The organism is Ralstonia condita, from assembly GCF_958405655.1.
Lineage (GTDB): Bacteria > Pseudomonadota > Gammaproteobacteria > Burkholderiales > Burkholderiaceae > Ralstonia > Ralstonia condita.
Genome location: NZ_CATYWO010000003.1, coordinates 48688 through 73655, shown reverse-complemented (window position 1 = coordinate 73655; position 24968 = coordinate 48688). Strand labels below are relative to the sequence as shown.

At 66.5% G+C, this 24968-nt stretch carries 25 protein-coding genes; 12 read left to right on the top strand and 13 right to left on the bottom strand.

Annotated elements, in window-relative coordinates:
• Positions 1-73: 73 nt before the first annotated feature.
• On the top strand, positions 74-1708 hold the full coding sequence (locus R2N03_RS12045; protein WP_316657862.1) for an acyl-CoA synthetase: 1635 nt from the start codon (positions 74-76) through the stop codon (positions 1706-1708).
• Positions 1709-1819: 111 nt separating this feature from the next.
• Here R2N03_RS12045 and R2N03_RS12040 read toward each other — a convergent pair whose 3' ends face one another.
• The 4 genes from R2N03_RS12040 to R2N03_RS12025 all read right to left on the bottom strand — a co-directional run bounded on the left by R2N03_RS12040 (position 1820) and on the right by R2N03_RS12025 (position 5800).
• Positions 1820-3385 carry a lactonase family protein gene (locus R2N03_RS12040; protein ID WP_316657861.1) on the bottom strand — a complete coding sequence of 522 codons (1566 nt, stop codon included), beginning with the start codon at positions 3383-3385 and terminating at the stop codon, positions 1820-1822.
• 268 nt (positions 3386-3653) lie between these two features.
• Positions 3654-4124 carry a carboxymuconolactone decarboxylase family protein gene (locus R2N03_RS12035; protein WP_316657859.1) on the bottom strand — a complete coding sequence of 157 codons (471 nt, stop codon included), beginning with the start codon at positions 4122-4124 and terminating at the stop codon, positions 3654-3656.
• Positions 4125-4242: 118 nt separating this feature from the next.
• A complete protein-coding gene (locus R2N03_RS12030; protein WP_316658187.1) occupies positions 4243-5115 on the bottom strand; it encodes an RNA polymerase sigma-70 factor in 873 nt (290 codons plus the stop codon).
• Positions 5116-5326: 211 nt separating this feature from the next.
• Positions 5327-5800, bottom strand: coding sequence for an Lrp/AsnC family transcriptional regulator (locus tag R2N03_RS12025; RefSeq protein WP_316657858.1), 474 nt, complete (start codon positions 5798-5800; stop codon positions 5327-5329).
• 148 nt (positions 5801-5948) lie between these two features.
• On the opposite strand from R2N03_RS12025, the gene R2N03_RS12020 reads away from it, so the two are divergent.
• Complete coding sequence (locus tag R2N03_RS12020) at positions 5949-6563, top strand: glutathione S-transferase (RefSeq protein WP_316657857.1); 615 nt, start codon at positions 5949-5951, stop codon at positions 6561-6563.
• A 13-nt stretch (positions 6564-6576) separates the two neighbouring features.
• Here the strand turns inward: R2N03_RS12020 and R2N03_RS12015 are convergent, their stop codons facing one another.
• The 3 genes from R2N03_RS12015 to metK all read right to left on the bottom strand — a co-directional run bounded on the left by R2N03_RS12015 (position 6577) and on the right by metK (position 9425).
• Positions 6577-7728 (bottom strand): HPP family protein, encoded by a 1152-nt coding sequence (locus R2N03_RS12015; protein ID WP_316657856.1) that lies wholly within the window; start codon positions 7726-7728, stop codon positions 6577-6579.
• A gap of 66 nt (positions 7729-7794) precedes the next feature.
• Complete coding sequence (locus R2N03_RS21025) at positions 7795-8115, bottom strand: hypothetical protein (RefSeq protein ID WP_428984401.1); 321 nt, start codon at positions 8113-8115, stop codon at positions 7795-7797.
• Positions 8116-8234: 119 nt separating this feature from the next.
• The gene (gene metK / locus R2N03_RS12005) at positions 8235-9425 is read right to left on the bottom strand and encodes a methionine adenosyltransferase (protein WP_316657855.1); all 1191 of its coding nucleotides are present in this window, start codon (positions 9423-9425) and stop codon (positions 8235-8237) included.
• A 242-nt stretch (positions 9426-9667) separates the two neighbouring features.
• Between metK and R2N03_RS12000 the strand changes: the two genes are divergently transcribed.
• The 4 genes from R2N03_RS12000 (at position 9668) to R2N03_RS11985 (ending at position 13262) form a co-directional block, all read left to right on the top strand.
• On the top strand, positions 9668-10519 hold the full coding sequence (locus tag R2N03_RS12000; RefSeq protein WP_316657854.1) for a lysophospholipid acyltransferase family protein: 852 nt from the start codon (positions 9668-9670) through the stop codon (positions 10517-10519).
• Positions 10520-10530: 11 nt separating this feature from the next.
• Positions 10531-11424, top strand: coding sequence for a lipid A biosynthesis lauroyl acyltransferase (locus tag R2N03_RS11995; RefSeq protein ID WP_316657852.1), 894 nt, complete (start codon positions 10531-10533; stop codon positions 11422-11424).
• A gap of 81 nt (positions 11425-11505) precedes the next feature.
• Positions 11506-12384 carry a diaminopimelate epimerase gene (gene dapF / locus R2N03_RS11990; protein ID WP_316657850.1) on the top strand — a complete coding sequence of 293 codons (879 nt, stop codon included), beginning with the start codon at positions 11506-11508 and terminating at the stop codon, positions 12382-12384.
• A gap of 50 nt (positions 12385-12434) precedes the next feature.
• On the top strand, positions 12435-13262 hold the full coding sequence (locus tag R2N03_RS11985; protein ID WP_316657849.1) for a polyphosphate kinase 2 family protein: 828 nt from the start codon (positions 12435-12437) through the stop codon (positions 13260-13262).
• A gap of 96 nt (positions 13263-13358) precedes the next feature.
• Here the strand turns inward: R2N03_RS11985 and pyrE are convergent, their stop codons facing one another.
• Positions 13359-14036, bottom strand: a complete 678-nt coding sequence (gene pyrE, locus R2N03_RS11980) for an orotate phosphoribosyltransferase (protein ID WP_316657848.1) — start codon at positions 14034-14036, stop codon at positions 13359-13361.
• Positions 14037-14068: 32 nt separating this feature from the next.
• Between pyrE and R2N03_RS11975 the strand changes: the two genes are divergently transcribed.
• Both R2N03_RS11975 and argC read left to right on the top strand, forming a co-directional pair.
• Positions 14069-14854 (top strand): exodeoxyribonuclease III, encoded by a 786-nt coding sequence (locus tag R2N03_RS11975; protein WP_316657847.1) that lies wholly within the window; start codon positions 14069-14071, stop codon positions 14852-14854.
• A gap of 127 nt (positions 14855-14981) precedes the next feature.
• Positions 14982-15995, top strand: a complete 1014-nt coding sequence (gene argC / locus R2N03_RS11970; RefSeq protein ID WP_316657845.1) for an N-acetyl-gamma-glutamyl-phosphate reductase — start codon at positions 14982-14984, stop codon at positions 15993-15995.
• A gap of 61 nt (positions 15996-16056) precedes the next feature.
• Here the strand turns inward: argC and R2N03_RS11965 are convergent, their stop codons facing one another.
• Positions 16057-16812, bottom strand: coding sequence for a YdcF family protein (locus R2N03_RS11965; RefSeq protein ID WP_316657844.1), 756 nt, complete (start codon positions 16810-16812; stop codon positions 16057-16059).
• Positions 16813-16959: 147 nt separating this feature from the next.
• Positions 16960-17904: a M48 family metallopeptidase gene (locus R2N03_RS11960; protein WP_316657843.1), complete on the bottom strand. Its 945-nt coding sequence runs from the start codon at positions 17902-17904 to the stop codon at positions 16960-16962.
• Between the two features lie 95 nt (positions 17905-17999).
• Between R2N03_RS11960 and R2N03_RS11955 the strand changes: the two genes are divergently transcribed.
• Positions 18000-19289 (top strand): muropeptide transporter, encoded by a 1290-nt coding sequence (locus R2N03_RS11955; protein WP_316657842.1) that lies wholly within the window; start codon positions 18000-18002, stop codon positions 19287-19289.
• Here R2N03_RS11955 and R2N03_RS11950 read toward each other — a convergent pair.
• Positions 19281-20474 carry a class I SAM-dependent methyltransferase gene (locus R2N03_RS11950; RefSeq protein ID WP_316657841.1) on the bottom strand — a complete coding sequence of 398 codons (1194 nt, stop codon included), beginning with the start codon at positions 20472-20474 and terminating at the stop codon, positions 19281-19283. The genes R2N03_RS11955 and R2N03_RS11950 overlap by 9 nt on opposite strands.
• Positions 20475-20490: 16 nt before the next feature.
• Here R2N03_RS11950 and R2N03_RS11945 point away from each other — a divergent pair, with 16 nt between their 5' ends.
• Together R2N03_RS11945 and R2N03_RS11940 are read left to right on the top strand one after the other, a co-directional pair.
• A complete protein-coding gene (locus R2N03_RS11945) occupies positions 20491-21306 on the top strand; it encodes an SDR family oxidoreductase (protein WP_316657839.1) in 816 nt (271 codons plus the stop codon).
• Positions 21307-21324: 18 nt separating this feature from the next.
• Positions 21325-21717 carry a dihydroneopterin aldolase gene (locus R2N03_RS11940; RefSeq protein WP_316657838.1) on the top strand — a complete coding sequence of 131 codons (393 nt, stop codon included), beginning with the start codon at positions 21325-21327 and terminating at the stop codon, positions 21715-21717.
• Between the two features lie 8 nt (positions 21718-21725).
• On the opposite strand, the gene R2N03_RS11935 is transcribed toward R2N03_RS11940, so the two are convergent.
• On the bottom strand, positions 21726-22655 hold the full coding sequence (locus R2N03_RS11935; RefSeq protein ID WP_316657837.1) for an arginase: 930 nt from the start codon (positions 22653-22655) through the stop codon (positions 21726-21728).
• 30 nt (positions 22656-22685) lie between these two features.
• A complete protein-coding gene (gene rocD / locus R2N03_RS11930; RefSeq protein ID WP_316657835.1) occupies positions 22686-23912 on the bottom strand; it encodes an ornithine--oxo-acid transaminase in 1227 nt (408 codons plus the stop codon).
• Between the two features lie 128 nt (positions 23913-24040).
• On the opposite strand from rocD, the gene R2N03_RS11925 reads away from it, so the two are divergent.
• The gene (locus R2N03_RS11925) at positions 24041-24967 is read left to right on the top strand and encodes a LysR family transcriptional regulator (RefSeq protein ID WP_316657833.1); all 927 of its coding nucleotides are present in this window, start codon (positions 24041-24043) and stop codon (positions 24965-24967) included.
• The last annotated feature ends 1 nt before the right edge of the window (position 24968 follow it).

Sequence of the window (24968 nt, the reverse complement as noted above, 5' to 3'; positions counted from 1 at the left end):
AGAGTGCGGGAGCTGCCCGATGATAGCTTTGCGTAATAAAAAGCGACAGCGCCCGACGCACGGAGACACAGCAATGCCCACCGATTTTGAAAGCGGCCTGGCCCGCAACGCGGCCAACTTCGTTCCGCTCAGCCCCATTGAGTTCCTGGTCCGTGCGGCGGAGGTCTACGGCGACCGCCTGGCCATCGTGCATGGCCCGGTGCGCCAGAACTGGCGCGACACCTACACCCGCGCGCGCCGGCTGGCGAGCGCGCTGTCGCTGGCCGGCGTGGGCCGGGGCGACACGGTGGCGGCGCTGCTGCCCAATACGCCGGCCATGGTGGAGGCCCATTTCGGGGTGCCGATGGCGGGCGGCGTGCTCAACGCGCTGAACATCCGCCTGGACGCCGCCAACCTGGTCTTCATGCTGCGCCATGGCGAGGCCCGCGTGCTGCTGGCCGACACCGAGTTTGCCGACGTGGCCCGCCAGATGGCGCTGGAGATTCCCGGCCTGAAGGTGATTGCCGTGCACGACGCCCTGGGCCCGCAGGCCGAGCCGTTTGGCGACACCGATTACGAATCCTTCCTGGCCTCGGGCGACCCGCACTACGCCTGGCAGATGCCGGCTGACGAGTGGGATGCGATTGCGCTCAACTACACCTCGGGCACCACGGGCGACCCGAAGGGCGTGGTCTACCACCATCGCGGCGCGACCATCAATGCGGTGTCCAACATCCTGGAGTGGGATCTGCCCAAGCATCCGGTCTATCTCTGGACGCTGCCGATGTTCCACTGCAACGGCTGGTGCTTCCCGTGGACGATCGCGGCGCGCGCAGGCGTGAATGTCTGCCTGCGCAAGTTCGAGCCGAAGCTGGTGTTCGACCTCATGCGCGACGAGGGCGTGACGCACTACTGCGCCGCGCCCATCGTGCACACCGCGCTGGTGAACGCGCCGCCATCGTGGCGCGAGGGCCTGCGCGGGCCGGTGCGCGGCATGGTGGCCGGTGCGCCGCCGCCCGCCGCCGTGCTGGCGCAGATGGAAGCCATGGGCTTTGAGCTGACGCACGTCTACGGCCTGACCGAGGTGTACGGCCCCGCCGCCGTCTGTGCCGAGCAGGACGCATGGCGCACGCTGCCCGAGCACGACCGCGCCACCATGAAGGCGCGCCAGGGCGTGCGGTATCACCTGCAATCGCAGGTGGCGGTGCTCGACCCCGAGACCATGCAGCCCGTGCCGGCCGATGGCGAAACCATTGGCGAAATCATGTTCCGCGGCAACATCTGCATGAAGGGCTACCTCAAGAACGAGAAGGCCACGCGCGAGGCGTTTGCCGGCGGCTGGTTCCACACCGGCGATCTGGGCGTCTGCATGCCCGACGGCTACATCAAGATCAAGGACCGCAGCAAGGACATCATCATCTCCGGCGGCGAGAACATCTCCAGCGTGGAGGTGGAAGACGCGCTGTATCGGCACCCCGCCGTGCTGGCCGCCGCCGTGGTCGCCCAGCCGGATGCGAAGTGGGGCGAAACGCCCTGCGCCTTCGTTGAACTCAAGGACGGCGCCACCGCCACCGCAGAAGACCTCATCGCCCACTGCAAGACGCTGCTCGCGGGCTTCAAGGTGCCCAAGGCGGTGTTCTTCGGGCCGCTGCCCAAGACGTCCACGGGCAAGATCCAGAAATACGAGCTGCGCCGCAAGGTGAAGTCGACGTCCGCCATTGATGTGTGACATGCGCTGACGGCGTGGGCGTTGCCTGCGCTGTCGGCCTGCATAAAAAAGCCCCTCGCCATGGCGAGGGGCTTTTTTATGCGTCCGGGCAATCGGCCCTGCCTCCCGGCGTTACGGCACGGCCACGATCGCCATGCCGCGCGGGATGTTGCCGGTGGCGGCCGATCCGCTGGGCACGGCGGTCAGCTTGCCGGTGGTGGCGTCCATGCTGTACGCGGTGACGGTGTTGTCCACGGCGTTCACCACGTAGGCGAACGTGCCGGCGGGGTTGATCAGGATCGTGACGGGGTCGGCGCCCGTGGTGACCGTCTGCACCAGCGTGAGCGCACCGTTGGCCGGGTTGATGGCGAACACGTTCACGTTGTTGGCGAGCACGTTGGCTTCGTACAGGAAGGTGCCCGACGGCGAGATCGCGATGGAGTAGGGGTTGCTGCCGGTGCCGGTTGACACGGGCGTGCCCGATGCCGTGAGCGCGCCATTGGTGCCGATGCTGTACACGCCCAGCGTGTTGTCTCCGGAGTTGGCGACGTAGGCAAAGCTGCCATTGGGCGTGAGGGCGATGAATTGCGGCACGCTGCCGGCGGTGATCGTGCTGCCCACCTGCGTGAGGCCGCCCGTGGTGCCGTTGATGGCAAACGCCATGACGGTGCCGTTGGTGTTGGCGGTGTCGGCGTTGACCACGTAGGCGACGGTGCCCGTGCTATTGACGACGACGGTGTACGGGTTGTTGCCCGCTGTGATGGGCGCGAGCGCCGTGAGCGCACCGGTGCCCGTATCCACCGAGAAAGCCGATAGCGTGTTGTCGCCAAAGTTGGCCGTGTACGCAAACGTGCCGCTGGGCGTGCGCGCAATGCTGTAGGGCTGGATGCCGGTAGCGGTGGGCGCGCCGACCACGCTCAGCAAGCCGGTGTCGGCGTTGATGGCCAGCGTGGTGATGGTGCTGTCCGCTGCATTGGCCACGTACACATACTTGCCCGCCGGGTCTGCGGTGAGCGACAGTGGCCCTTGCCCGACCTGCACCGGCGTCGCGCCGATGGCCGTGGGCATGCCGGTGGTCAGGTCCAGCGTGAAGGCCGAGACGGTACCGTCGTTGGAATTGACGGCATACGCAAACAGCGGACGCGGCGCACAGGTGACGGCAATGTTGGTCACGTTGGCGGTGCCGACCGTGCCGCTGCCGTTGGTGACAGTGCAGTTCTCCCCGGCGGGCCGCGTGCCTACGGTGGCCGCATAGGCGGCACCTTGCGCCAGCGCCGTCGCAAACTGGAAGCTGCCATCCGCATTGACGGTGACGGCATCGCCGCCGTTGTTCAGCAGCGTGACGGAGGTGCCCGTGCTCAGTCCGCTCACCGTGCCGCCAATCGTGTACGTGGGTGCGGGGGCAGGCGCGGGAGCCGGTGCGGGCGACGGAGCGGGCGTTGGCGTCGGTGTCGGTGAAGGAGACGGTGTCGGGGCCGGCGTGGTGTTGGAGGTGGGCGGTGTCGCGCCCGTGCCGGCATCGTCGCCGCCGCCGCAGGCCGTGAGCCCCAGCGAAAGCGAGGCGGCCATCACGAGTGCGGCGCCATGCAGGCCAACCGCACGCCGATGCGCGGAAAGCGCATGAGGGGTGGGGGCCGGTGCCGGTTGCAACTGAGCGCCGCTGGTGCGTTGCGCGGTGGCGATAGACAGCTCGGCCATGGCTTCCCCTCGTTCTGGATTGGCGAGCTTCGGCTCGCGTTTTCCCAAAGGATAGAAACCCATACCCACACGGCGACATAGGCCAATTGACCGACAGTGCCATCGGCTTGTCGGATGCAGACATGCAGCGCGCGCCGCTTCATGCCACGCCGCGACATGGCGAAGAAAGGCGCTCCAGGAGCGCCTTGCATGGTGCAGTCTGCAGCGGTTGGCGACGCGGTTGCCGCGCGCCGGATGTACCCGATGTGCTGGATGTGCCGGATATGTCTTATGCGGCCTCGGCGGCCGGCACCTTGATCGGCACCGGGTTGCGCAGGCTGACGTTCAGCAGGTTCCAGCTGTTGATGACGACGATGACGAAGCTCAGTTCAGCGATCTCCTCGTCGCTGAAGTGCTCGCGCAGCCTGGCGAATTCCGCGTCGCTCGCGTCGCTGTGCGGCGTGTCGCTGACCAGCTCGGCCCAACGCAGCGCGGCACGCTCGCGCTCGGTAAAGAACGGCGCTTCGCGCCAGCCGGCCACGGCGTTCAGGTGACGCGGGTCTTCGCCCAGCTTGATGAGGTCGCGCCAGTGCATGTCGATGCAGAACGCGCAGCCGTTGATCTGCGAGACGCGCAGCAGCACGAGGTCGACCAGGCGGGCGCCGAGCAGATCCTTGCGCAGCGCGTTCGACAGGTTCAGCAGGCCGTTGAAGGCCTTGGGCGCGAGTTGGTAATAGGCAATGCGGGGCGCGTGCGACATGAGGGGCTCCTTGAGGTGGGTGGCATGCCGGAGCCGCCGTGCAGTGCGCGGCTCCCTATCCTCAAGACGCGCGGCGCAGCCACGTTGTGACAGCCCGGCAGAATGTTTTCTGCCGCGCTTATGCGCCGATGTGGATGTGCGCCAGCTTGTCCGGGTTGCGCACCACGTAGATGGCGACGATGCGTCCGTTCTCGATCACGAACGACTGCGCAGATTCCAGCTGGCCGTCCACATAGCGCAGCAGGCCCGGCTCGCCATTGACTTGGGCAGGCACGTAGCGCACCTCATCGCCCATGTGCTGCACGAGCTCGCAGTAGATCTTGGTGATCTGCTCGGCGTTCTGGATGATGCGCGTGAAGGAGGGCACCTTGCCGCCGCCGTCGCCCACGAGCTGCGCGTCGTCGGCCAGGAGCGCGCGGATGGCGTCGCGCTGGCCCGTGCGCGAGGCCTCGGCAAAGCGTGCGAGCAGGTCGCGGTGCGCATCGTGCGAGACATCGAAGCGTGGGCGCTCCTGCTGCACGCGGTCGGACGCGCGATGCACCATCTGCCGGCACGCGGCCTCGGTCTTGCCGAGCAGCGCGGCAATCTCGGCGTAGTCCTGGTCGAACACCTGCCGCATGAGAAACGCGGCGCGCTCTTCGGGCGACAGGCGTTCCAGCACCCACAGCAGCGCCATCGACAGGTCGCCCGCCAGCTCCACGGCCTTCTCGGGTGTGGGCGTATCCGCTTCGGGCTCGACCAGGGGTTCGGGCAGCCACCAGCCGACATAGGCTTCGCGCTCGGTCTTGGCCGCGCGCAGGCGGTCGATCGACAGGCGCGTGACCACCGTCACCAGCCACGCTTCGGCCGATTGCAGTGTCGACGGGTCGGTCTGGTGCCAGCGCATCCATGCGTCTTGCAGCACGTCTTCGGCATCTGCGCGGGAGCCGAGCATGCGGTAGGCGATCGCAAACAGGCGCGGGCGCGCGGCGGTGAACGCGGTGTCCTGCATGCCGGTGGCGCGGGTGATGCCTGTGGTGCCAGCGGTGTGGGTACGGGGCGGTGTGGTCATGACGTGGGGCCGTGCGCGTGGGTTGCCTGGGGAATGTATTCCCCAGACGGACGGCTGGCCACGTTTGTGACAGCGCGACGGTGTTGGTGCCGTGCGCGTCACCGCATGAAACGTGCCCAGGGCAAGGCAACCGCGCGGTGGGCGTGCGGCGCTAGCGGGCGGGTTTGCGATGGCGTTGCGCCTTGGCCGCGCCAATCGTCACCGCCTTGGCCACAGGCGCGGAGAGCACCAGCGAGGTCGTCACCGCACCGTGTACGGCAAGACTGTCCACCACGCGTTCGAGGTCGGCCGGCTCGGCAAGCGCGCAGCGCACGATAAAGCAGTGCTGACCCGTCACGCGGCTGGCTTCCAGCACCTCGGGCATGTTTTCAAACAGCTTCAGGTATGGGCGGATATGCGCGTGGGTCGTCTCGATGTGGATGTAGGCCTGCAGCCCGACGCCGACGCTGCGCAGGTTGACGCGCGCGCCGTAGCCTTCGATGACGCCGGCGTCTTCCAGCTTGCGCACGCGTTCGCTCATCGCCGGCTGCGACAGGCCGATGCGCTTGCCCAGCGCAGCCAGACTCTGTCTGGCATCGGTCTGCAGGGCTTCGAGGATGAGCCAATCCTTGTTGTCCAGTGTCATCGGGCTTCCGTTAGCTGTTGCAATGTGGCCGATGATTCATCGGCGCAAGCCCCCGATTTTGGATGGAAACCGCTTAACCGTGCCACCCGGGCTGCTTATCATGTGGCGTCTGTCTTCCCACCCACCAGCTCAACCCGCAGGAGATTCCATGAAGCTGATCGGCATGCTTGATTCCCCCTACGTGCGTCGCACGGCCATTTCGCTCAAGCTGCTCGGGCTGCCGTTCGAGCACGCGTCGGTCTCGGTCTTCCGGCATTTCGAGCAGTTCCGCGCCATCAACCCCGTGGTGAAGGCGCCCACGCTGGTCTGCGACGACGGCACGGTGCTGATCGATTCGACGCTCATCATCGATTACGCCGAGGCGCTGGCCGGGCGCAGCCTGATGCCGGCCCCGATTGCCGCGCGCCAGCATGCGCTGCGTGTGATCGGCCTGGCATTGGCCGCCTGCGAGAAGGCGGTGCAGATCGTCTACGAACACAAGCTGCGCCCGACCGAGAAGGTGCACGCCCCGTGGGTGGAGCGCGTGCACAGCCAGCTGCTGGCCGCAGTGGAGGCGCTGGAGGCCGAATGGAAAGCGACCCCGCTGCCGGTGACGGCAAGCGAACTGACGCAGGCTGGCGTGACGGTGGCCGTGGCGTGGGGCTTCATCCAGTTGATGGTGCCCGACCGCGTGCCGGCGGCGGACTATCCGCGGCTGGTGGCGTATGCGGCGGCTGCGGAGCAGCTTGACGTATTCCGCGCCTTGCCGATCGACGCGGCTTGATGGCGCGCGCGGCTCAGGCCACCCGTGGCTCGATGTTGGCCTGGCGATACAGCCCGCCCACCAGATCCGACTCGGTGATGATGCCGACCAGCCGGCTGGCGGTATCGATCACGGGGATGTGGTGGTGTCCCGCGCTGGCAAACAGCGGCACCAGCTCCGACATGGGCGCGCTGGCCGGAATGGTCTGCACGTGCGTCTTCATGTGGTCGGCCACGCGCGGCGGCGTGAGGGTGCCGATGCTGAACCAGTGACGCAGCGTCTGCCGCAGGTCACGCGGGCTCAGGCCCAGCAGGTCGGCACGCGTGACGATGCCGATCACGCGTTGTCCTCCGTCGATCACGGGCAACGCCTTGATGCTGTGCTGGCGCAGCAGTTGCAGCGCACGCGGTATCGACGTGCCGGGTGTGGCGGCAACCACCGGCTGCGACATGATGTCGGCGCAGGTGAGCGCCTGGAACGTGCGCGTGTAGGCCTGGAGCTGCATCTCGCGCAGCACGGCCTCGATGTCTTCGGGGTCGATGTCGAGCAGCTCGCTCTGGCGGCGCAGCGCGGCGACGATGTCGGCGCGGGTGAAGCCCGCGGTGGCGGGCGTCCGCTCGGCAGCAGGCAGCCGCTGGGCGTGCGGGTAGCGATGGCCCGTGGCGGCGTGGTAGACCAGCGCGCCCACCAGCAGCAGCGCCGACTGGATCAGGATCGGCTCGCAGACGAAGCGATACCCGAGTGCATGCACGGCGGGGCCGCCGATCACGGCGGTGAGGGCCACCGCGCCCGAGGGCGGGTGCACGCAGCGCAGCGCAAACATGCCTGCGATGGCGGCGGAAATCGCCAGCGCGGAGGCGATGACGGGGTCGTCCACCAATAGCGCGAAGGTCACGCCCACCGTGGCCGCCACCAGGTTGCCGCCGATGATCGACCACGGCTGCGCCAGTGGACTGGCTGGCACGGCAAACAGCAGCACGGCGGACGCGCCCATGGGTGCCACCAGCAGCGGAATCAGCGTCGACGCGCCCGGCACCATCTTCATGATCGTGCCCGTAAAGAGGATGCCGACGAGCGCGCCGACAGCCGAGCGGACACGCTCGCGCCAGCGGACCGTGACGGGAGCGGGGACGAAGCTGTGGAGCCAGCGGCGCAGGGCGGAGCGTTGGAGCGGTGAGGCGGACATGGTCGACGGACGGCGATTGCCCGGACCAGGCTTCACCAAAGTCAAAAAAATGTGGCGCGGATTCTATCACGCTGTGACATAACCGCGTGGCGCCCCCATGTCGGCCATCTCAGCTCCAATCGGGGGCGCAAAGGCTGGCCAACGGGTTGGGTGCCGTGGTGTACCCGGACGTTGGCACGCCGCGCCTTTCAAACGCAACAGCTGCACATGGCGCCCGGCGTTCATGCCGAACAGCAGCGCGAACTGCCGATGAAAGTGGGACTTCGAAAACGCGGCTACCTCGGCCCGCCACGCCACATCGAGCGCCCTGTCGAGATGCGCGTCGATGTGCGCGAGCACGGCGCGCATGCGGGCGAGGTAGCGATCTGTGGCGGTGGCGTGGGTCAAGCTGGGCTCCCGGGTGGCGATACGGTACCGGGGCACTGGCGCGCGTGCCTGATCGCAATGGCTCGATGGCATAAAAAAACCGCCCCGAGGGGCGGTTTCTTCCGTGCGGCAGCGCAGGTTCAGGCGAACGCCTTGGTTGGCTCGCCGGCCAGGCCTGCCGCTTCGCGCAGCAGCAGGGCCTTGTCGGTGGCTTCCCAGCTGAACTCCGGCTCTTCGCGGCCGAAGTGGCCGTACGCGGCGGTCTTTTCGTAGATCGGGCGCAGCAGGTCCAGCATCTGCACGATGCCCTTCGGGCGCAGGTCGAAATGCTCCTGCACGAGCTTGGCGATCTGCTCGTCCGGGATCACGCCCGTGCCTTCCGTGTACACCGTGATGTTGATCGGGCGTGCCACGCCAATCGCGTAGCTCACCTGCACCTGGCACTGGCGCGCCAGGCCGGCGGCCACCACGTTCTTGGCCACGTAGCGCGCGGCATAGGCCGCCGAGCGGTCGACCTTCGACGGGTCCTTGCCCGAGAACGCGCCGCCGCCGTGCGGGGCCGCGCCACCGTACGTGTCGACGATGATCTTGCGGCCGGTCAGGCCGCAGTCGCCTTGCGGGCCGCCGATGACGAAGCGGCCGGTCGGGTTCACCAGGTACTTGGTGTCAGCCAGCATGTGCGACGGGAGAACCGGCTTGATGATCTCTTCGATCACGGCTTCGCGGATGGCCTCTTGCGACATCTCCGGCGCGTGCTGGGTGGACAGCACCACGGTATCGACGCTGTGCGGCTTGCCGTCCACATAACGCACCGTCACCTGCGACTTGGCGTCCGGGCGCAGCCAGGGCAGACGGCCGTCGCGGCGCAGTTGCGACTGGCGCTCGACCAGGCGGTGCGCGTAGTAGATCGGGAAGGGCATCAGCTCGGGCGTTTCATCGCACGCGTAGCCGAACATCAGGCCCTGGTCGCCGGCGCCCTGATTCAGGTAGTCGTCCGACGCGCGGTCGACGCCCTGGGCGATGTCCGGCGATTGCTTGTCGTAAGCGACGAGAACGGCACAGCCCTTGTAGTCGATGCCGTATTCGGTATTGTCGTAGCCGATGCGCTTGATGGTTTCGCGCGCAACGTGGATGTAGTCGACGTTGGCCGTCGTGGTGATTTCACCGGCGAGCACCACCAGGCCGGTGTTGCACAGCGTTTCTGCCGCGACGCGCGCGTATTTGTCCTCGGTCAGGATGGCGTCGAGGATGGCGTCGGAAATCTGGTCGGCGACCTTGTCGGGATGGCCCTCGGAGACCGACTCCGAGGTGAAGAGGAAGTCGTTTGACACGGCTGTTAGCTCCAGATTGGCTATCACGTTGCCAATCCGTTTGTGCCACGGCCGGCGACGCTTTAGCGGTATTTAGCAACCTTGCCCAGGTTTGTGGCCGGACAAGGATTCGCCCCGCAAGTTGTCAGTTAACTCGGCGAATCGCGCTATTATACGCGGCACTTTTCGGGGGTGCAGCACGGCCTGTCAAGACCCTGTTCCCCTGTCGACCGCGACCAACACATACGGCTGCGCAAGCACGCATGACCTTCCTGTTCTGGCTGTTTTCACGCTGGCCCCTTGCGTGGCTGCAGGCGCTGGGCGGCTGGTTGGGGGCGCTGGCCGCGAAGGTGCCGGGCCGCTATCACGACCGGCTCATCGCCAACTTCCGCCACGCCTATCCGGACGTCACCCCCGCCATGCTCGACGAGGCAGCCCGTTCCGCCGGCCGCATGGTCTTCGAGATGCCGTACTTCTGGGTGCGCAAGAATGCCTTGAAGATCGCCCCCGGCCTGCTGGACGACTGCTGGCCGACGTACGAACGCCTGCTCGAGAACGGCCGCGGCATCATTTTCCTGACCCCGCACCTGGGCTGCTTCGAGGTGCTGCCGCAGGCCTATGCCCAGCGCCGCCCGATCACGGCGATGTTCAAGCCGCCGCATCAGGCGCGGCTGCGCAACTGGATCGAGGCCATGCGCACGCGGCCGAACATGCACATGGCGCCGGCCGATCCGCGCGGTGTGCGGATGGTGGTGCGCGCGCTCAAGCGCGGCGAGGCCGTCGGTATCCTGCCCGACCAGACGCCCACCGCCGGCGAGGGCGTGTGGGCGCCGTTCTTCGGCAAGCCCGCCTATACGATGACGCTGGTGCACCGGCTGCATCGCCTGACCGGCGCACCGATCGTGCTGATGTTTGGCGAGCGCCTGCCGCGCGGTCGCGGCTATCGTGCCCACATGCGCGTGATTGAAACGTTGCCCGGGGACGTGGCCGCCGCCGCCGGCCGGATCAACGCCGACATCGAACAATTGATTGCCCTGGCCCCCACGCAATATCTGTGGGGCTACAACCGTTACAAGCATCCCGAGGGCGCGGTTGCCCCGCCCGCTGGAGCCTGACGCTGGACTTTATGGAACGATTTTCTGCCTACCTCGGACTCGGCTTTCTGCGGCTGCTGTCCTTTTTCCCCTACGGCTTCGTCGCGCGCTTCGGCGAGGGACTGGGCGGGCTGCTGTACCGCATTCCGAACAGCCGCCGCCGCGTGGTGCTGGCCAACCTCAAGGCGTGCTTCCCCGAGAAGTCCGACGCCGAGCGCGAGGCCATTGCGCATGAGGTATTCCGCAAGGTGTTCCGCAGCTTTGCCGAGCGCTCGTTCGCGTGGTTTGCTTCGGAGAAGCGCCTGAACCGCGTGGTCAGGATCGACGATCAGGCCAATCTGCCGGCATTGCATGGCAAGCCGCACATCCTCGTCACGCTGCACCTGTCGGGCGTGGAAATCGGCGCGCTGGCGCTGACGGACTACCTGCGCAAGCACGTCGGCAACGCTGGCTGTTCGCTGTACACGCGCATGGCCAATCCGGTGCTGGACGATGCGATCAAGGCGCTGCGCAGCCGCTTTGGCGCGACCATGGTGTCGCGCAATGAAAACATCCGCCAGATCATGCGCACCATCAAGCGCGGCGAGGCGCTGCAGCTGATTTCCGACATGGATTTCGGCGAGCGCGACTCGGAGTTCGTGCCGTTCTTCGGTGTGCCGGCGCTGACGCTCAATGCCATTCCGCGCATGGCGTCGATGACGGGCGCCAAGGTCATCCCGATGTACACCGAGATCCTGCCCAATTACGAGGGCTACGCGCTGCGCATCCTGCCGGCGTGGGAGAACTACCCCACCGGCGACCTTACCGCCGACACGCGCCGCATGAACGCCTTCTTTGAAGACGCGATCCGTCCGCGCATCAGCGAGTATTACTGGGTGCACAAGCGCTTCAAGCATCGCCCGGAAGGCTTGCCCGGTCTCTATTGACGGGTGGGGCGGGCCGGCACCGCTCGCTCTACAATGAGTGCTTTCCGAGCTTCTCTCGCCGCCAACGCGCGGCCTGCCACCGTGAAACTGCACTTCACCAAGATGCATGGCGCGGGCAACGACTTTGTCGTGCTCGACGGCATCCAGACCCCGATCGATTTCACGCCCGAGCAATGGCGTGCCATTGCCGATCGCCACTTCGGCGTGGGCGCGGATCAACTGCTGCTGGTCGAACGCTCGACGCGCCCCGACGTCGATTTCCGCTACCGCATCTTCAACCATGACGGCAGCGAGGTGGAGCACTGCGGCAACGGCGCGCGCTGCTTCGTCAAGTTCGTCACCGACCGCGGTCTGACGACCAAGCGCACCGTGCGCGTGGAAGTCATGAATGGCATTGCCACGCTCACGATGCAGGACGACGGCCAAGTCACAGTCGACATGGGCGCGCCCGTGTTCGAGGCCGCGCGCCTGCCGTTCCTGCCCGACGGCCTGCCCACCCGCGTCGAAGGCGACGACACGCAGCACGCGCTGCAGATCAACGGCCGTACGGCATGGGTCTCCACCGTGTCGATGGGCAATCCGCACGCCGTGCAGGTGGTGGACGACACCGAGGCTTTCCCCGTGCTGGAAGACGGCCCGCTGATCGAGTCACATACGGTGTTCCCGCGGCGTGTGAATGCCGGCTTCATGCAGGTCGTCGATCGCCACGCGATCCGGCTGCGCGTGTATGAACGCGGTGCTGGCGAGACGCTTGCCTGTGGGACGGGAGCTTGCGCTGCCGTGGTGGCCGGCATCCGGCGGTGTCTGCTGGATTCGCCCGTCAAGGTGGCCACGCATGGCGGCGATCTGACCATCGCCTGGGCAGGCGTGGGTGAGCCGGTCTTGATGACCGGCCCGGCCACGACCGTCTTCGAAGGTACCCTGGATCTGGATGCGCTGACGCTGACGGCGACGCATTGACCAACGCGTGGGCTGTGTGCCCCCGCTCAGCACCACAGGAAGGAGGGCTCGTGGCATCCAACGGCAAGTCTGCGCTAGACGAGTGGTATTTCGACGGCAGCACCAAGTTCAGGATCGCCAAGTTCGATCCGGCCGCCAAGCCATGCACCACCGGCAGCAAGGCGAGCGATCTGGAGCGCCTGGCCGCCCTGTCGGCGCGCATCGAGACGCTGCAGGACATCTTCTATGCCGAGCATCGGCGCAAGCTCCTGGTGGTGCTGCAGGGGATGGACACCGCAGGCAAGGACGGAACCGTGCGCACGGTGTTCCGCGCGCTCGATCCGCTGGGCCTGCGGGTGGTCGGGTTCAAGACGCCGACGCCGCTGGAGCTGGCGCATGATTTTCTGTGGCGCGTACACGCTCAGGTACCCGGCGCCGGTGAGATCGTGATCTTCAATCGCAGCCATTACGAAGACGTGCTCGTCACCCGCGTGCACGACGACATCGACGCGGCCGAGTGCAAGCGCCGCTACGCACATATCAATGCATTCGAACGGATGCTGGCGGAAACCGGTACCACCCTCATCAAGTGCTTTCTGCACATCTCCAAGGACGAGCAGCGCGACCGCCTGCAGGAGCGTGTCGACGATCCGCACAAGCACTGGAAGCTCGGCATGGCCGACATCGAGGAGCGCGGTCACTGGGAGGCGTACATGACGGCCTACGAAGAGGCCATCAACGCCACCGCCACTCCGCACGCACCGTGGCACATCATCCCGGCGAACTCGAAGTCGCATCGGAGCCTGATGGTGGCTGAGATCCTGCTTGGTGTGATGGAGCGATTGAAGCCGGAGTATCCGGCAGGGAACCCGGCTTTCAATGGCTTGAAGGTGGAATAAGGCGGCCGGGCGTCAAACCGATGGTGCCCCCGCCAAAAAAACAAACCCCGGCAGATACCGTCCGCCGGGGCGCCGTGACTTCAACTCCAGAACAGGTCAGATCGCGCTGACGCCGTACTTGTCACGGTAGGCGGCGGCCTTGTCCCGATAGCCAGCCAACGCGGGATCACCCGCTCCATCCAGGTATCCCAGCAGGTCATCCAGATTGGCAATCGACACAACCGGCATCCCGTACTGAGCCTGCACTTCCTGCACCGCAGAGCGCTCGCCGATATCCACTGCGTTGCCGCTGCGCTCCATCCGATCCATCAGGATCAGCACGGCGGCCGGCGTCGCACCGGCAGCGCGAATCAGCTCAACCGACTCGCGCACCGAGGTGCCGGCAGAGATCACGTCATCGACGATCACCACGCGCCCCTGCAGCTTCGCGCCGACCAGGCTGCCGCCTTCGCCGTGGTCCTTGGCTTCCTTGCGGTTGTACGCAAAACCCACATTGCGGCCCAGGCCCGCCAGCGCGACTGCGGTGGCCGACGCCAGCGTGATCCCCTTGTAGGCCGGCCCAAACAGCATGTCGAACTCGACACCCGAGTCCAGCAGGGTTTTCGCATAGAATTGCGCGACTTGGCCCAGCAGCGCGCCGTCATTGAACTTGCCGGCGTTGAAGAAATAGGGCGATGTCCGCCCCGCCTTGGTCACGAATTCCCCGAACGACAGCACGCCGGCTTGCACCGCAAAGCGGATGAAGGATTGGCGCAACTCGCTGTTTTGGCTCATCTTTTTTCTCTGGTCTGCAAAAAAGTCCCGCCATGTTACGCATCATTTCCGCCAACCTCAACGGCGTCCGCTCCGCCGCCAGCAAGGGCTTCTTCGAGTGGATGGGCAAGCAGGATGCCGATTTCGTCTGCGTGCAGGAACTCAAGTGTGCACAAGACGACATGACGCCCGAATTCCTGGCGCCGCACGGCTACCACGGCGTGTTCCAGCATGCCGTCAAGAAGGGCTACAGCGGTGCCGGTCTCTACACACGCCACAAGCCGGACGACGTAATCATCGGCTTTGACGGTGGCGAGTTCGACGCCGAAGGCCGTTACGTCGAGGCCCGCTACGGCAAGCTGTCGATCATCTCGGTCTATGTGCCCTCGGGCTCCAGCGGCGAAGAGCGCCAGCAGGCCAAGTTCCGCTTCATGGACTTGTTCATGCAGCACCTTGTCGACCTGCGCCACGAAAAGGGCCGCGAGGTCGTGCTGTGCGGCGACGTCAACATCGTCCACAAGGAAATCGACATCAAGAACTGGAAGGGCAACCAGAAGAACTCCGGCTGCCTGCCCGAAGAGCGCGCGTGGCTGACCAAGCTGTTCGACGAGGTCGGCTACGTGGATGTCTTCCGCACGCTCGATCCGCGCCCCGAGCAGTACACGTGGTGGAGCAACCGCGGCCAGGCCTACGCAAAGAACGTCGGGTGGCGTATCGATTACCAGATCGCCACCCCGGGCATTGCCGCCACAGCGCGCCGTACGTCGATCTTCAAGGACATCAAGTTCAGCGACCACGCGCCGCTGACGATCGATTACGACGCCAAAGTGCATTGGTAAGCGGTAAGTAAATCACTTTATTGCGCTGCCGCAGAAAATTCTCCGTCAGCCGCTACAATGCAAAACTTACGCGCCGGCACCGCTTGCCGGCGTTGTCTTTGGCCCCCAGTTTTTTAGCGAGATCACCATGGCATTCAAGGTTTTCGTCGACGGTCAGGAAGGCACCACCGGCCTTCGCCTGCTCGACTATCTGTCGCAGCGCGACGATATCGAGCTGATGCGTATCGCCGACGACAAGCGCAAGGATTCAGCCGAGCGCGCCAAATTCCTGAATGCCGCCGATGTCGCATTCCTGTGCCTGCCGGACGTCGCCTCGCGCGAGGCCGTCTCGCTGGTCAATAACCCGAACACCTGCATCATCGACGCCAGCACCGCGTTCCGCACGTCGGACGACTGGGTCTACGGTCTGCCGGAACTGGCCCAGGGCCAGCGCGAGCGCCTGCGCAACACCAAGCGGATCGCCGTGCCGGGCTGCCATGCCAGCGCCTTCGTGCTGCTGATGCGCCCGCTGGTGGATGCGGGCATCGTCCCGGCCGACTACCCGGTCACCGCGTTCTCGCTCACCGGCTACAGCGGCGGCGGCAAGCAGATGATCGCCGATTACTTGGCAGCCAATAACCCGAAGCTCGACAGTCCGCGCCCGTATGCGCTGGCGCTGGCGCACAAGCACCTGCCGGAGATGCGCGTGCAGAGCCGGCTGAGCCTCGCGCCGATCTTCACGCCGGTGGTCGGCAACTTCCTCAAGGGCCTGGCCGTGACGATCGGTCTGCACCCGCAGCACCTGGCGCGTAAGGTGAGCCCCGCCGACATCGCCCGCGTGCTGGCCGATTACTACCAGGGCGAGCAGTTCATCCGCGTGGCGCCGGCCGACAACGTTGCGACGCTCGACAATGGCTTCTTCGATGTGCAGGGTGCCAACGACACCAACCGTGCCGACCTGTTCGTGTTCGGCTCGGACGAGCGCATGGTCGTCACCGCGCGTCTGGACAACCTGGGCAAGGGCGCAGCCGGCGCTGCGGTGCAATGCATGAACGTGCACCTGGGCGTGGATGAGGCGACGAGCCTGCATGTGGAAGCGCCGATTCCCGCAGCCGGTGCCGAGCACGCCGTGCGCGAAGCGGCGCCGGGTTTTGCGAGCTGATCGCCAGCTGAGCTGAAACGAAAAACGCGCCCGAAGGCGCGTTTTTCTTTGGGCGCGCGGCTTACGACTCACCGGGCTGGAGGCGGGCCGGATTCCAGCCCAGCGCGTTATAGACGTGATAGCGCGCAATGCCGATCCACTCGTGCAGCGCGAAATCGGTCAGGGCAAAGTTGTATGCCAGCGGCAAGGGGGAGACGGTGGCTTGCAGATCGTCGGCGCGCACGGGGATCGGCGTCATGCCGAAGTGCGCGAAATACAGCAGGCTGCGCCGCAGGTGGATGGCCGAAGAGACGAGCACCGTCCGGTCCGGCCCATACTGCGCGAGCAGTGCGCGGGAGAACTGCGCGTTCTGCCACGTGTTCATGCTCTCGGGCTCGAGGAGCACGTCGGTACGGTCGACGCCGAGCGCGATGAGGTCGCGGGCATAGACGGTCGCTTCTGGCGCACCGTGGTGGCGGGCATCGCCGCCGCTGACGAAGATCTTGCAATCGTTGTCCGATTTGCGGCATGCCTCGTACAGCTTCGCGGCTTGTACCATGCGGGGATACGAGAAGAGACTGGGCTCGACCGTCTGCCCCACGCGAAACGTGCCGGCACCGAGCAACACGATGGCGTTGCGCGGGCCCCAGGTCAGCTGCGGCGCATGCTCAAAAGGCTGCTCCAGCGAATCGAGCAGCCACGCCGGCACCGGCCCGCAGCCGATGGCCACCACCAGGGCCGCCGCACCTCCCGCCAGCGCGCGCGCAGCGCGTCGCCGGCCCTGCGCCCCGCACACCATCGCCACGATCACCAGTACACACAGCACAGCCAAACTCACGGCATCCTCCGATTGGGCACGCCCCGCGCGTGCATGGGCCGCCATCGTAATGAGGAATGGCCGGGCGCGCGACCCGTCCGCTTACAAGGTCGTTTCGGCGGGCTGCACATGCAGGTCCGGGCAGTCGGTCACGGGTGCGTTGACACGCTACCGCCCCACCATCGGCCGCATCGGCGCCTCATCGCCGTTATCAACCGGCGCGGCGCCCAGGTATTGCACGTTGGAGCGATATTCCGGCAGTTTGGCCATTGGCATCTGCTTCGCGGCCGCAAAAAGCGTGAGTGTTTCGGGCAGATGGCGCGACAGCACGACCATGCGGGTGCGTCCGGATGGATGTGTGGACAGAAACTGCTTCTGCTCCGCGCCGCCGATCGAGCCCATCTTCTGCCACAACGTGAGCGCGGCGCGCGGGTCGTAGCCGGCGCGCGAGGCGATGTCCATGCCCACCAGGTCGGCTTCGGTTTCCTCCGCACGCGAGAACGCGAGCAGGTGCATCTTGGCGCCTTCGCCGAGGTCGGTATCGCCGCGGTTGCCGAACCCGAAGAGCTGCGAGATGACGTTGGCGCCCAGGTTGGTGATTTCGCGCTGGCCGGCGCGTGCTCGGGCGTGTTCGCGCAGCGCGTGGGCGATCTCGTGACCGAGCGCCATGGCGAGTTCGTCGTCCGTCAGCTTGAACTGTTCGACCAGCCCCGAGAACACGGCGATCTTGCCGCCGGGCATGCAGAACGCATTGACTTGCGGCGAGCCGATCAGGTTGACCTCCCACCGCCAGTGCGCGGCATCGCTGTTCCAGCGGGGAGCCTGCGGAATCAAGCGCTTGACGATGGCGCGAATCCGTACGAGGTCCGGCACGGTGTCTGGCGCCAGTGCGCCTTCGCGCGCGGCGTTATCGATGACCTGCCGGTATTCGGCCTGCGCACGCTTTTCGATCTCGTCGGACGGAATGACGAGGCGGATGTTGGGCGACGTGGTGGTCGGGGCTTCCAGCTTCACGCCGTCGGCGGGCACGGGTAGCGGGCCATCCATGGCGGTGGCCCACGTGGCGAGCGCGAGGCCGGTGGCAGTGAGCAGGAGGCGCGTTATGCGAGGCATATCAGTCTTGAGCCGAGTCCGTGCGACATAATATCGGGCAACGTTCCCGGCCACGCTACGTGGCAACCCGTATCCGCCCGTACGCAGCCTGCCGCATGACATTTCACGACTATCTCGACGTTTTCCGTAACCGACGCATCGGCGCGATGCTGCTGCTGGGCTTTGCCTCGGGTCTGCCGCTGGCGCTCACCTCGGGCACGCTGCAGGCGTGGATGACGGTGGAAGGGCTCGACATCCGCACGATCGGGCTGTTCTCGCTGGTGGGGCAGGCCTACATCTTCAAGTTCCTCTGGGCGCCGCTCATGGACCGCTTCACGCCGCCGCTCATGGGCCGGCGGCGCGGCTGGCTGGTGCTGACGCAGGCCGGGCTGGTGGCGTCGATTGCCGCGATGGCCTTCACGCCGCCGCATGCCGCGCTCTGGGCGCTGGCCGGGTTGGCGGTGCTGGTGGCGTTCCTGTCGGCATCGCAGGACATCGTTTTCGATGCCTACAGCACCGATGTGCTGCACACCAGCGAGCGCGGCGTCGGCGCGGCCGTGAAGGTGCTCGGCTACCGGCTGGCGATGCTGGTGTCGGGCGGCTTGGCGTTGTATCTTGCCGATCGCGTGATGGGCTGGAGCCACATGTATCTGCTGATGGCCGGGCTGATGGCGCTGGGCATTGTCACGACGCTGTGGTCGCCCGAACCTGAGGTGCAGGCGCGCCCGCCGCGCAGCCTGCAGGAAGCGGTGGTCGGGCCGCTGCGGGATTTCTTCTCGCGCCGCGGCGCGTGGGCGCTGCTGGCGCTGATCGTCCTCTACAAGCTGGGCGATGCGTTTGCGGGCAGCCTGTCGACCACGTTCCTGATGCGTGGCGTGGGTTTCTCGGCCGGTGAGGTTGGCATCGTCAACAAGACGCTGGGGTTGGCGGCCACCATCGTTGGGGCGCTGTATGGCGGCACGCTCATGGTGCGGCTGGGGCTGGTGCGCGCGCTCCTGCTGTTTGGCGTGTTGCAGGCGGTATCGAATCTGGGCTACTGGGTGCTGGCCGTCACGCCGCAGCACCTGTGGACGATGGCCGTGGCCATCGGCATCGAGAACATCTGCGGCGGCATGGGCACCGCGGCGTTCGTCGCGCTGCTGATGGCGCTGTGCAACCGGTCATTCTCGGCGACGCAGTATGCGCTGCTGTCGGCGCTGGCATCGATCGGCCGCGTGTACGTCGGCCCCACCTCGGGCTACCTCGTGGAAGCCTATGGCTGGCCGACGTTCTATCTGATGACAGTGGGGTTTGCCTTGCCCGGGCTCGCGCTGCTGTGGGGGATGCGGCGCACGATCGGGCGCTACGAGGCCGAGCAGAACGAGCGCGCCCTCGAGGCCCAGGCCGCGAAACCCGCGTCAGCCTAAGCGTTCCGACCGATCGGCATTGCCAAAGCCGATCAACGGCAGGGCCGCATCAATGCCCCTGCCCAGCGCGATCGCCTTGAAGAGTTCGCCCATCTCCGCTTCCGAGAGCAGCTTCTGCACCGCGTTGGCCGCCGGCAGGAATTGCATGGGATCGCTGGGGTCGAGCGTCATCAGTAGTTCACCCACTCCCGCGCCCAACAGGAAGCGCGCCTGGCTCGCATAGCCGAGCAGCTCCAGCCCCGCGTCCTTGCCCGCCTGGGCAATCCCCGAAAAATCGACGTGCGCGGTGATGTCCTGCAAGCCGGGCAGCCAGAACGGATCATCGTGTGCATGCTGGCGGTAGTGGCACATCAGCGTGCCCCCTACGCGGTGCGCGTGGTAGTACTCGCCGGCCGGGAAACCGTAGTCGATCAGCAGCAGCAGGCCTCGCTCGAGCGCCGCACCGGTGCTGCGGATGAAGCCTTCCGCGGCCTCGTGCGATTCGGTGACGAAGTCGTCCGTGCCGGGCAGGGCGGCGAGCTTGGCGGGCACGTCTGACGGAGCAACGAGCCGGTCTTCCCATTGCAGGCCGTTCTCTGCATCGAGCGTCACGCCGCGCAGGTGCCACGCACCGCCACGGCGCGCCCACAGCGACACAGGCATCGCATCCAGCACTTCGTTGCCGACCATCACACCGGTGAACTGCGTGGGCAGCGTGTCGTGCCAGTGCGCCAGCGCAGCCAGTTCGGGGCCGAGCGCAGCGAGCCGCTCCTGCTGGCGCTGGCGCAGTTCCCCGGACAGCTCGACGATGCCGTATCCATCCGGCCGCACGCCGAGCGCATCGAGTTCGGTCAGGATGTCGGCGGCCAACTTGCCGGTGCCCGCTCCGAACTCCAGCACGTGGCGCTGCCCTGCGGGCAGTACGCGCAGCACCTGCGCGATCTGATGCGCTACCGTGCGCCCGAAGAATGGGGTCAGCTCTGGCGCAGTGATGAAGTCGCCGCCGTCTTCCACGCGGCGGCCGAACTTGGCTGCGCCACCGCTGTAATAGCCCAGGCCTGGCGCGTACAGCGCAAGTTCCATGTAGCGGTCAAAGGCAAGCCAGCCACCGGCGGCCGCAATGGCGTCGGCGATCAGGGTGAACAGGCGGGCGGACTGCGCCTGCGCGGCTTCGCTCGGAAGCGGTAGACTGACGGTTTTGCTCATCGCCGGATTGTAAACAATGGCGCAGACGCCGACTCAATCGAACGCACAACCGCCCGCACCGGCCCGTGTGGCGCTCGTCACGGGCGCCGCCCGCCGCGTAGGCCGTGTCATCGCCCTGGCGCTGGCCCGCCACGGCTGGGACGTTGCCGTGCATTGCCACCGCTCTCGTGCCGAGGCCGACGCCGTGGCCGCCGAGATCACCGCCCTGGGCCGCCGCGCTGCGGTGCTGCAGGCTGACCTGTCGGACGAAACGGCCGCCGGGCGGCTGGTTGCGGACTGCATCGCAGCACTTGGCACGCCCACGTGCCTGGTCAACAACGCGTCGCTGTTCCAGTACGACGTGGCGACCAGCTTCAGTTATGCGTCGCTCGACACGCACATGCGCACCAACGTCGCGGCGCCGTTGCTCCTTTCGCGCGAGCTGCACCGCGCGCTGGTGGGCGAGCAGCCGGAAAGTCGCGACGTGCGCGGCGTGGTCATCAACCTGCTCGACCAGAAGCTGGACAACCTGAATCCGGATTTCCTGTCGTACACGCTGTCGAAGGCCGCGCTGTCGACGGCCACGATGCAGCTCGCGCAGGCACTGGCCCCCGCGCTGCGAGTGGTGGGGGTGGCGCCTGGCATCACGATGGTGTCCGGCGACCAGTCGCAAGGCGGCTTTGCGCGCGCCCACCAGATGACGCCGCTGGGCCAGTCGTCCACGCCGGAGGACATCGCCGAGGCGGTCTGCTACCTTGCGACCGCCCGTGCCGTGACCGGTACCACGCTGTTCGTCGACGGAGGCCAGCATTTGATGCCGCTGGCCCGCGACGTGATGTTTCTGACCGAGTAATCTTTTTCCGGACGCCCCATGCTTTCCCTGTTATCCCACCCGCGCCTGTCGCACTGCCGCCGCATGTTCCTGCGCAACTATGAAGTGCAGATCAACATCGGCGTGCACGAGTTCGAAAAGAAGGGCGAGCAGCGCGTCCTGATCAATATCGAGCTGTATGTGCCGCTCGAATATTCGTCGCCCACGGAGGACAAGCTGCACGAAGTGGTGGACTACGACTTCATGCGCGAGACGGTGTCGCGTCGCGTGGCGCAAGGCCATATCCACCTGCAGGAAACGCTCTGCGACGATGTGCTCACAGAGATGCTCAAGCACCCGCAGGTGCTGGCCGCGCGGGTGTCGACGGAGAAGCCCGACGTCTATCCCGATTGCGAGTCGGTGGGTGTCGAGGTGTTTCGGATCAAGGACTGACGGGCGGCTCAAGCCGCCGTCGCATATTCGTGGCGCTGGGCGTGCAACGCGCCCGCGACGCTGCCCAGCAGGTCGAGCGCCAAGCGCGCCGTGATCCCGTTCTTGTCATGGCGCGGGTTGTATTCCACCAGTTCGAATGCCGTAAAGCGCGCATCGCGCGCGCAGGCCGCCAGCGCCTGGGCCATCTCCTGCCCCGTGAGACCGCCCGGCTCCGGTGAGCCCACGCCCGGCGCGACTGCCGGGTCAAACGCGTCCAGATCGAGCGTGACTCCAAAGCCCGCCGTGCCGGCCGTCACTTGGCGGATGGCATCGGCCATCGTCGCGCGCAGGCCGTTGCTGGCCACCTCATCCGCGTCGATCACACGCACGCCGAGCTGATCGAGCAACGCCCGTTCAGCTGGCTCGTAGCTGCGTGCGCCAATCACCGCCACATGCTGCGGCAGCACCTTTGGTGCGGCGTCGCGCACCTGCGTGAGTGCAGGTGCACCATGGCCGAGCAGTGCTGCCAGCGGCATTCCGTGGATGGCGCCGGAATCGCTGCTTTGCGGCGTATGGCTGTCGAGGTGAGCATCGATCCAGATCAGCCCCAGCGGCCCATGCGGTCGCAACGCGCTTGCCACGCCCGACCACGTGCCAATCGCACACGAGTGGTCCCCGCCGATCACCACCGGGACATGGCCCTCGTGCAGGCTGTGCGCCGTCGCATCGGCCAGCGCGCGCGAAAAGCCCGCCACACCGTGTTGCGCTGCCAGGCGCGCGGCGCGGCTGTGGCCCGCCGCCATCGCCAGTTCGATGTCATGCACGAGTCCGCTCTGCGTCCCCGGCGTTCGCAGCCGTGCGAGCGCGCCGGCTTGCAGCAGCGCGCGCGGGCCGTCCTTGCAGCCGTCGTCTTGCGCCCCGCATCCGATGGCTGCGCCAATCACGTCGATGATGGTCATGTCCACTCCCCTTGTTCAATGCGTGATGGCTCAGGCCGCCTTGCGGCGCGGCCATCCGGCCAGCGTGGCGCGAATGGCCTCCGCCGCCAGCGCCAGCTCTGCCTCGCCAATCACCAGCGGCGGTGTCAGCCGGACCACGTTGCCGTAGGTGTCCTTGGTCAGCACGCCGCGCTCGGCCAGTGCGAAGGCGAAGTCATGTGCGTCGATGTCGGCCTCGAGTTGCAGGCCGATCATCAGCCCGCGCCCGCGTACCTGACGCGCGCCGTGGCCGATGAGCGTGTTCAGCTCGCCCATGAACGCCTCGCCCACCCGTGCGGCGCGCTGCGGCAGTTGTTCTTCACTCAGCAAGGCGAGTGCCGCGCGCCCGATGTGCGCCGCCAGCGGATTGCCGCCAAACGTCGAGCCGTGATCACCCGGCTGGAATACGCCGATCACCGCCTCCCGCCCCGCGATGGCCGACACCGGCATCATGCCGCCACCCAGCGCCTTGCCGAGCACGACGAGATCGGCCTGCACGCCTTCGTGCCAGCTCGCCAGGATGTCGCCGGTACGGCCGAGTCCGGTCTGGACTTCGTCGCAGATCAGCAATGCGTTGTGCTGCGTGGCCAGTTCGCGTGCAAGCGTCAGGTAGCCGGGCGGCGGCACGACGATCCCGCCTTCCCCCTGCACGGGTTCGATCAGGATGGCGCCCGTGTTCGGGCCCATCGCAGCGCGCAGCGCTTGCGCGTCGCCGAACGGAATGCGCCGGAAACCCGCCGCGAACGGCCCGAAGCCGTAGCGGTACTGTTCATGCGAGGAAAAGCCGACGATGGTCGTCGTGCGGCCATGGAAGTTGTTCTCGAAGACGATGATCTCGGCTGCATCGGGTGCCAGGCCCTTGACGTCGCGCGCCCACTTGCGGGCGGCCTTGATGGCGGTTTCGACGGCTTCCGCGCCGGTGTTCATCGGCAGCGCCCGGTCCATCCGCGTGATGCGGCAGACGTCGGCCAGGAACGGGCCGAGCTCCGTGTTGTGGAAGGCGCGTGAGGTGAGCGTCAGACGTTGCGCCTGCTCGATCAGCGCAGCGACCAGCTTCGGATGCGAGTGGCCGAAGCTGACGGCCGAGTAGGCCGACATCATGTCGAGGTAGCGGCGGCCATCCGTATCGAACAGCCACACGCCTTCACCGCGCCCGAGCATGACGGGCAGGGGCGCGTAGTTGCGGGCGCCATAGCGTGCTTCCAATGCGTAGCTTGGATGTTGCATTGCGGTCGTCATGAGAGCCTCCGTGCAAGGTAGATCGGTCACTTGCGGCGGATTGTCCAATCTGACAGACTCGAAATCAAATCGAATGTTTTTCGTTTTTTCATCCAAAATTTTTATATTTAAACGCCTGTGCCTTCGGCATGTCGCACTCCCCGCTTCGCTACCTGCATAGCTTTCTGATCGTCGCCAACGAGGGCAGCTTCGTGCGTGCGGCCGACCATCTTTCGGTGTCGCAGCCGGCGCTGTCGTATCAGATGCGACAGTTGGAGCAATGGCTGGGCGTGCCGCTGTTCGAACGCTCGGGGCGCAAGCTCGTGCTCACCCGGTCCGGAGCATTGGTGCGCGCGTGGTGCCGGGACGCGTTCGCGGGGCTGGATGAACTGCGTGCCGCACTGCATAGCGGCGAGATGGAACGGGTATCGCTCAAGCTCGCCAGCGGCTCCAGCTTTGGCCGACATGTCCTGATGCCCGCACTGCTGACGCCGGCTGCCGCGTCCGATGGGCCGCTGCTTGACGACGTGCGCCTGGAGCTTGCCTTCGGCAGTGACGACGAAGTCTTCGGTCACGTTGAATCCGGTCGTGCAGACCTGGGCTTTGTCTACACGCCGCGAACCTCGCGGCTGTTCGAGCATCACGCCGTCTACACCGAGGAGTTCGTCCTCGCCTGCGGCGCGCATGCGCTGCGTGATCATGCCGCGCCCCGCACGCTGGCTGAATGCGCGGCACTGCCGTTCGTCACGTACGACGAATCCGATGCGGTGTATGGCCTGTGGTTCAAGGCGCTGTTTCGGCGGTTGCCGGAAACCACCGTCAGCGCGCATCACGTGTCGGACATCGAAGAAGTCGCCACGCTGGTCGAGGCCGGCATGGGCTGGTCGGTCCTGCCCCTGCATGCCATCCGCGACGCGGTGGAGCGCGCGCGTCTGCATGTTGCCCGGCCGGTGGCAGGGCGGCGCTGCCTGAACACCGTGTTTGCGGTGCGTCGCACGTCGAGTTTCCCGAGCGAGGCGCAGGATCGCCTGCTTGTCCGTCTCGCCCAGCTCAACGCGGCAGCAGCGAAGGTCTAGT

What these genes read in the sequence shown, in the direction of transcription:
- R2N03_RS11945 (WP_316657839.1), top strand. Translation starts at nt 20,491, where the DNA reads ATGGCGCAGACGCCGACTCAATCGAACGCACAACCGCCCGCACCGGCC.
- R2N03_RS11935 (WP_316657837.1), bottom strand. Translation starts at nt 22,655, where the DNA reads ATGACCATCATCGACGTGATTGGCGCAGCCATCGGATGCGGGGCGCAA.
- R2N03_RS12020 (WP_316657857.1), top strand. Translation starts at nt 5,949, where the DNA reads ATGAAGCTGATCGGCATGCTTGATTCCCCCTACGTGCGTCGCACGGCC.
- rocD (WP_316657835.1), bottom strand. Translation starts at nt 23,912, where the DNA reads ATGACGACCGCAATGCAACATCCAAGCTACGCATTGGAAGCACGCTAT.
- R2N03_RS12045 (WP_316657862.1), top strand. Translation starts at nt 74, where the DNA reads ATGCCCACCGATTTTGAAAGCGGCCTGGCCCGCAACGCGGCCAACTTC.
- R2N03_RS12040 (WP_316657861.1), bottom strand. Translation starts at nt 3,385, where the DNA reads ATGGCCGAGCTGTCTATCGCCACCGCGCAACGCACCAGCGGCGCTCAG.
- R2N03_RS11955 (WP_316657842.1), top strand. Translation starts at nt 18,000, where the DNA reads ATGACATTTCACGACTATCTCGACGTTTTCCGTAACCGACGCATCGGC.
- R2N03_RS11995 (WP_316657852.1), top strand. Translation starts at nt 10,531, where the DNA reads ATGGAACGATTTTCTGCCTACCTCGGACTCGGCTTTCTGCGGCTGCTG.
- R2N03_RS12015 (WP_316657856.1), bottom strand. Translation starts at nt 7,728, where the DNA reads ATGTCCGCCTCACCGCTCCAACGCTCCGCCCTGCGCCGCTGGCTCCAC.
- R2N03_RS12035 (WP_316657859.1), bottom strand. Translation starts at nt 4,124, where the DNA reads ATGTCGCACGCGCCCCGCATTGCCTATTACCAACTCGCGCCCAAGGCC.
- R2N03_RS11925 (WP_316657833.1), top strand. Translation starts at nt 24,041, where the DNA reads ATGTCGCACTCCCCGCTTCGCTACCTGCATAGCTTTCTGATCGTCGCC.
- R2N03_RS12025 (WP_316657858.1), bottom strand. Translation starts at nt 5,800, where the DNA reads ATGACACTGGACAACAAGGATTGGCTCATCCTCGAAGCCCTGCAGACC.
- argC (WP_316657845.1), top strand. Translation starts at nt 14,982, where the DNA reads ATGGCATTCAAGGTTTTCGTCGACGGTCAGGAAGGCACCACCGGCCTT.
- R2N03_RS12000 (WP_316657854.1), top strand. Translation starts at nt 9,668, where the DNA reads ATGACCTTCCTGTTCTGGCTGTTTTCACGCTGGCCCCTTGCGTGGCTG.
- R2N03_RS11960 (WP_316657843.1), bottom strand. Translation starts at nt 17,904, where the DNA reads ATGCCTCGCATAACGCGCCTCCTGCTCACTGCCACCGGCCTCGCGCTC.
- R2N03_RS11940 (WP_316657838.1), top strand. Translation starts at nt 21,325, where the DNA reads ATGCTTTCCCTGTTATCCCACCCGCGCCTGTCGCACTGCCGCCGCATG.
- R2N03_RS12030 (WP_316658187.1), bottom strand. Translation starts at nt 5,115, where the DNA reads ATGCAGGACACCGCGTTCACCGCCGCGCGCCCGCGCCTGTTTGCGATC.
- pyrE (WP_316657848.1), bottom strand. Translation starts at nt 14,036, where the DNA reads ATGAGCCAAAACAGCGAGTTGCGCCAATCCTTCATCCGCTTTGCGGTG.
- R2N03_RS11950 (WP_316657841.1), bottom strand. Translation starts at nt 20,474, where the DNA reads ATGAGCAAAACCGTCAGTCTACCGCTTCCGAGCGAAGCCGCGCAGGCG.
- R2N03_RS11975 (WP_316657847.1), top strand. Translation starts at nt 14,069, where the DNA reads ATGTTACGCATCATTTCCGCCAACCTCAACGGCGTCCGCTCCGCCGCC.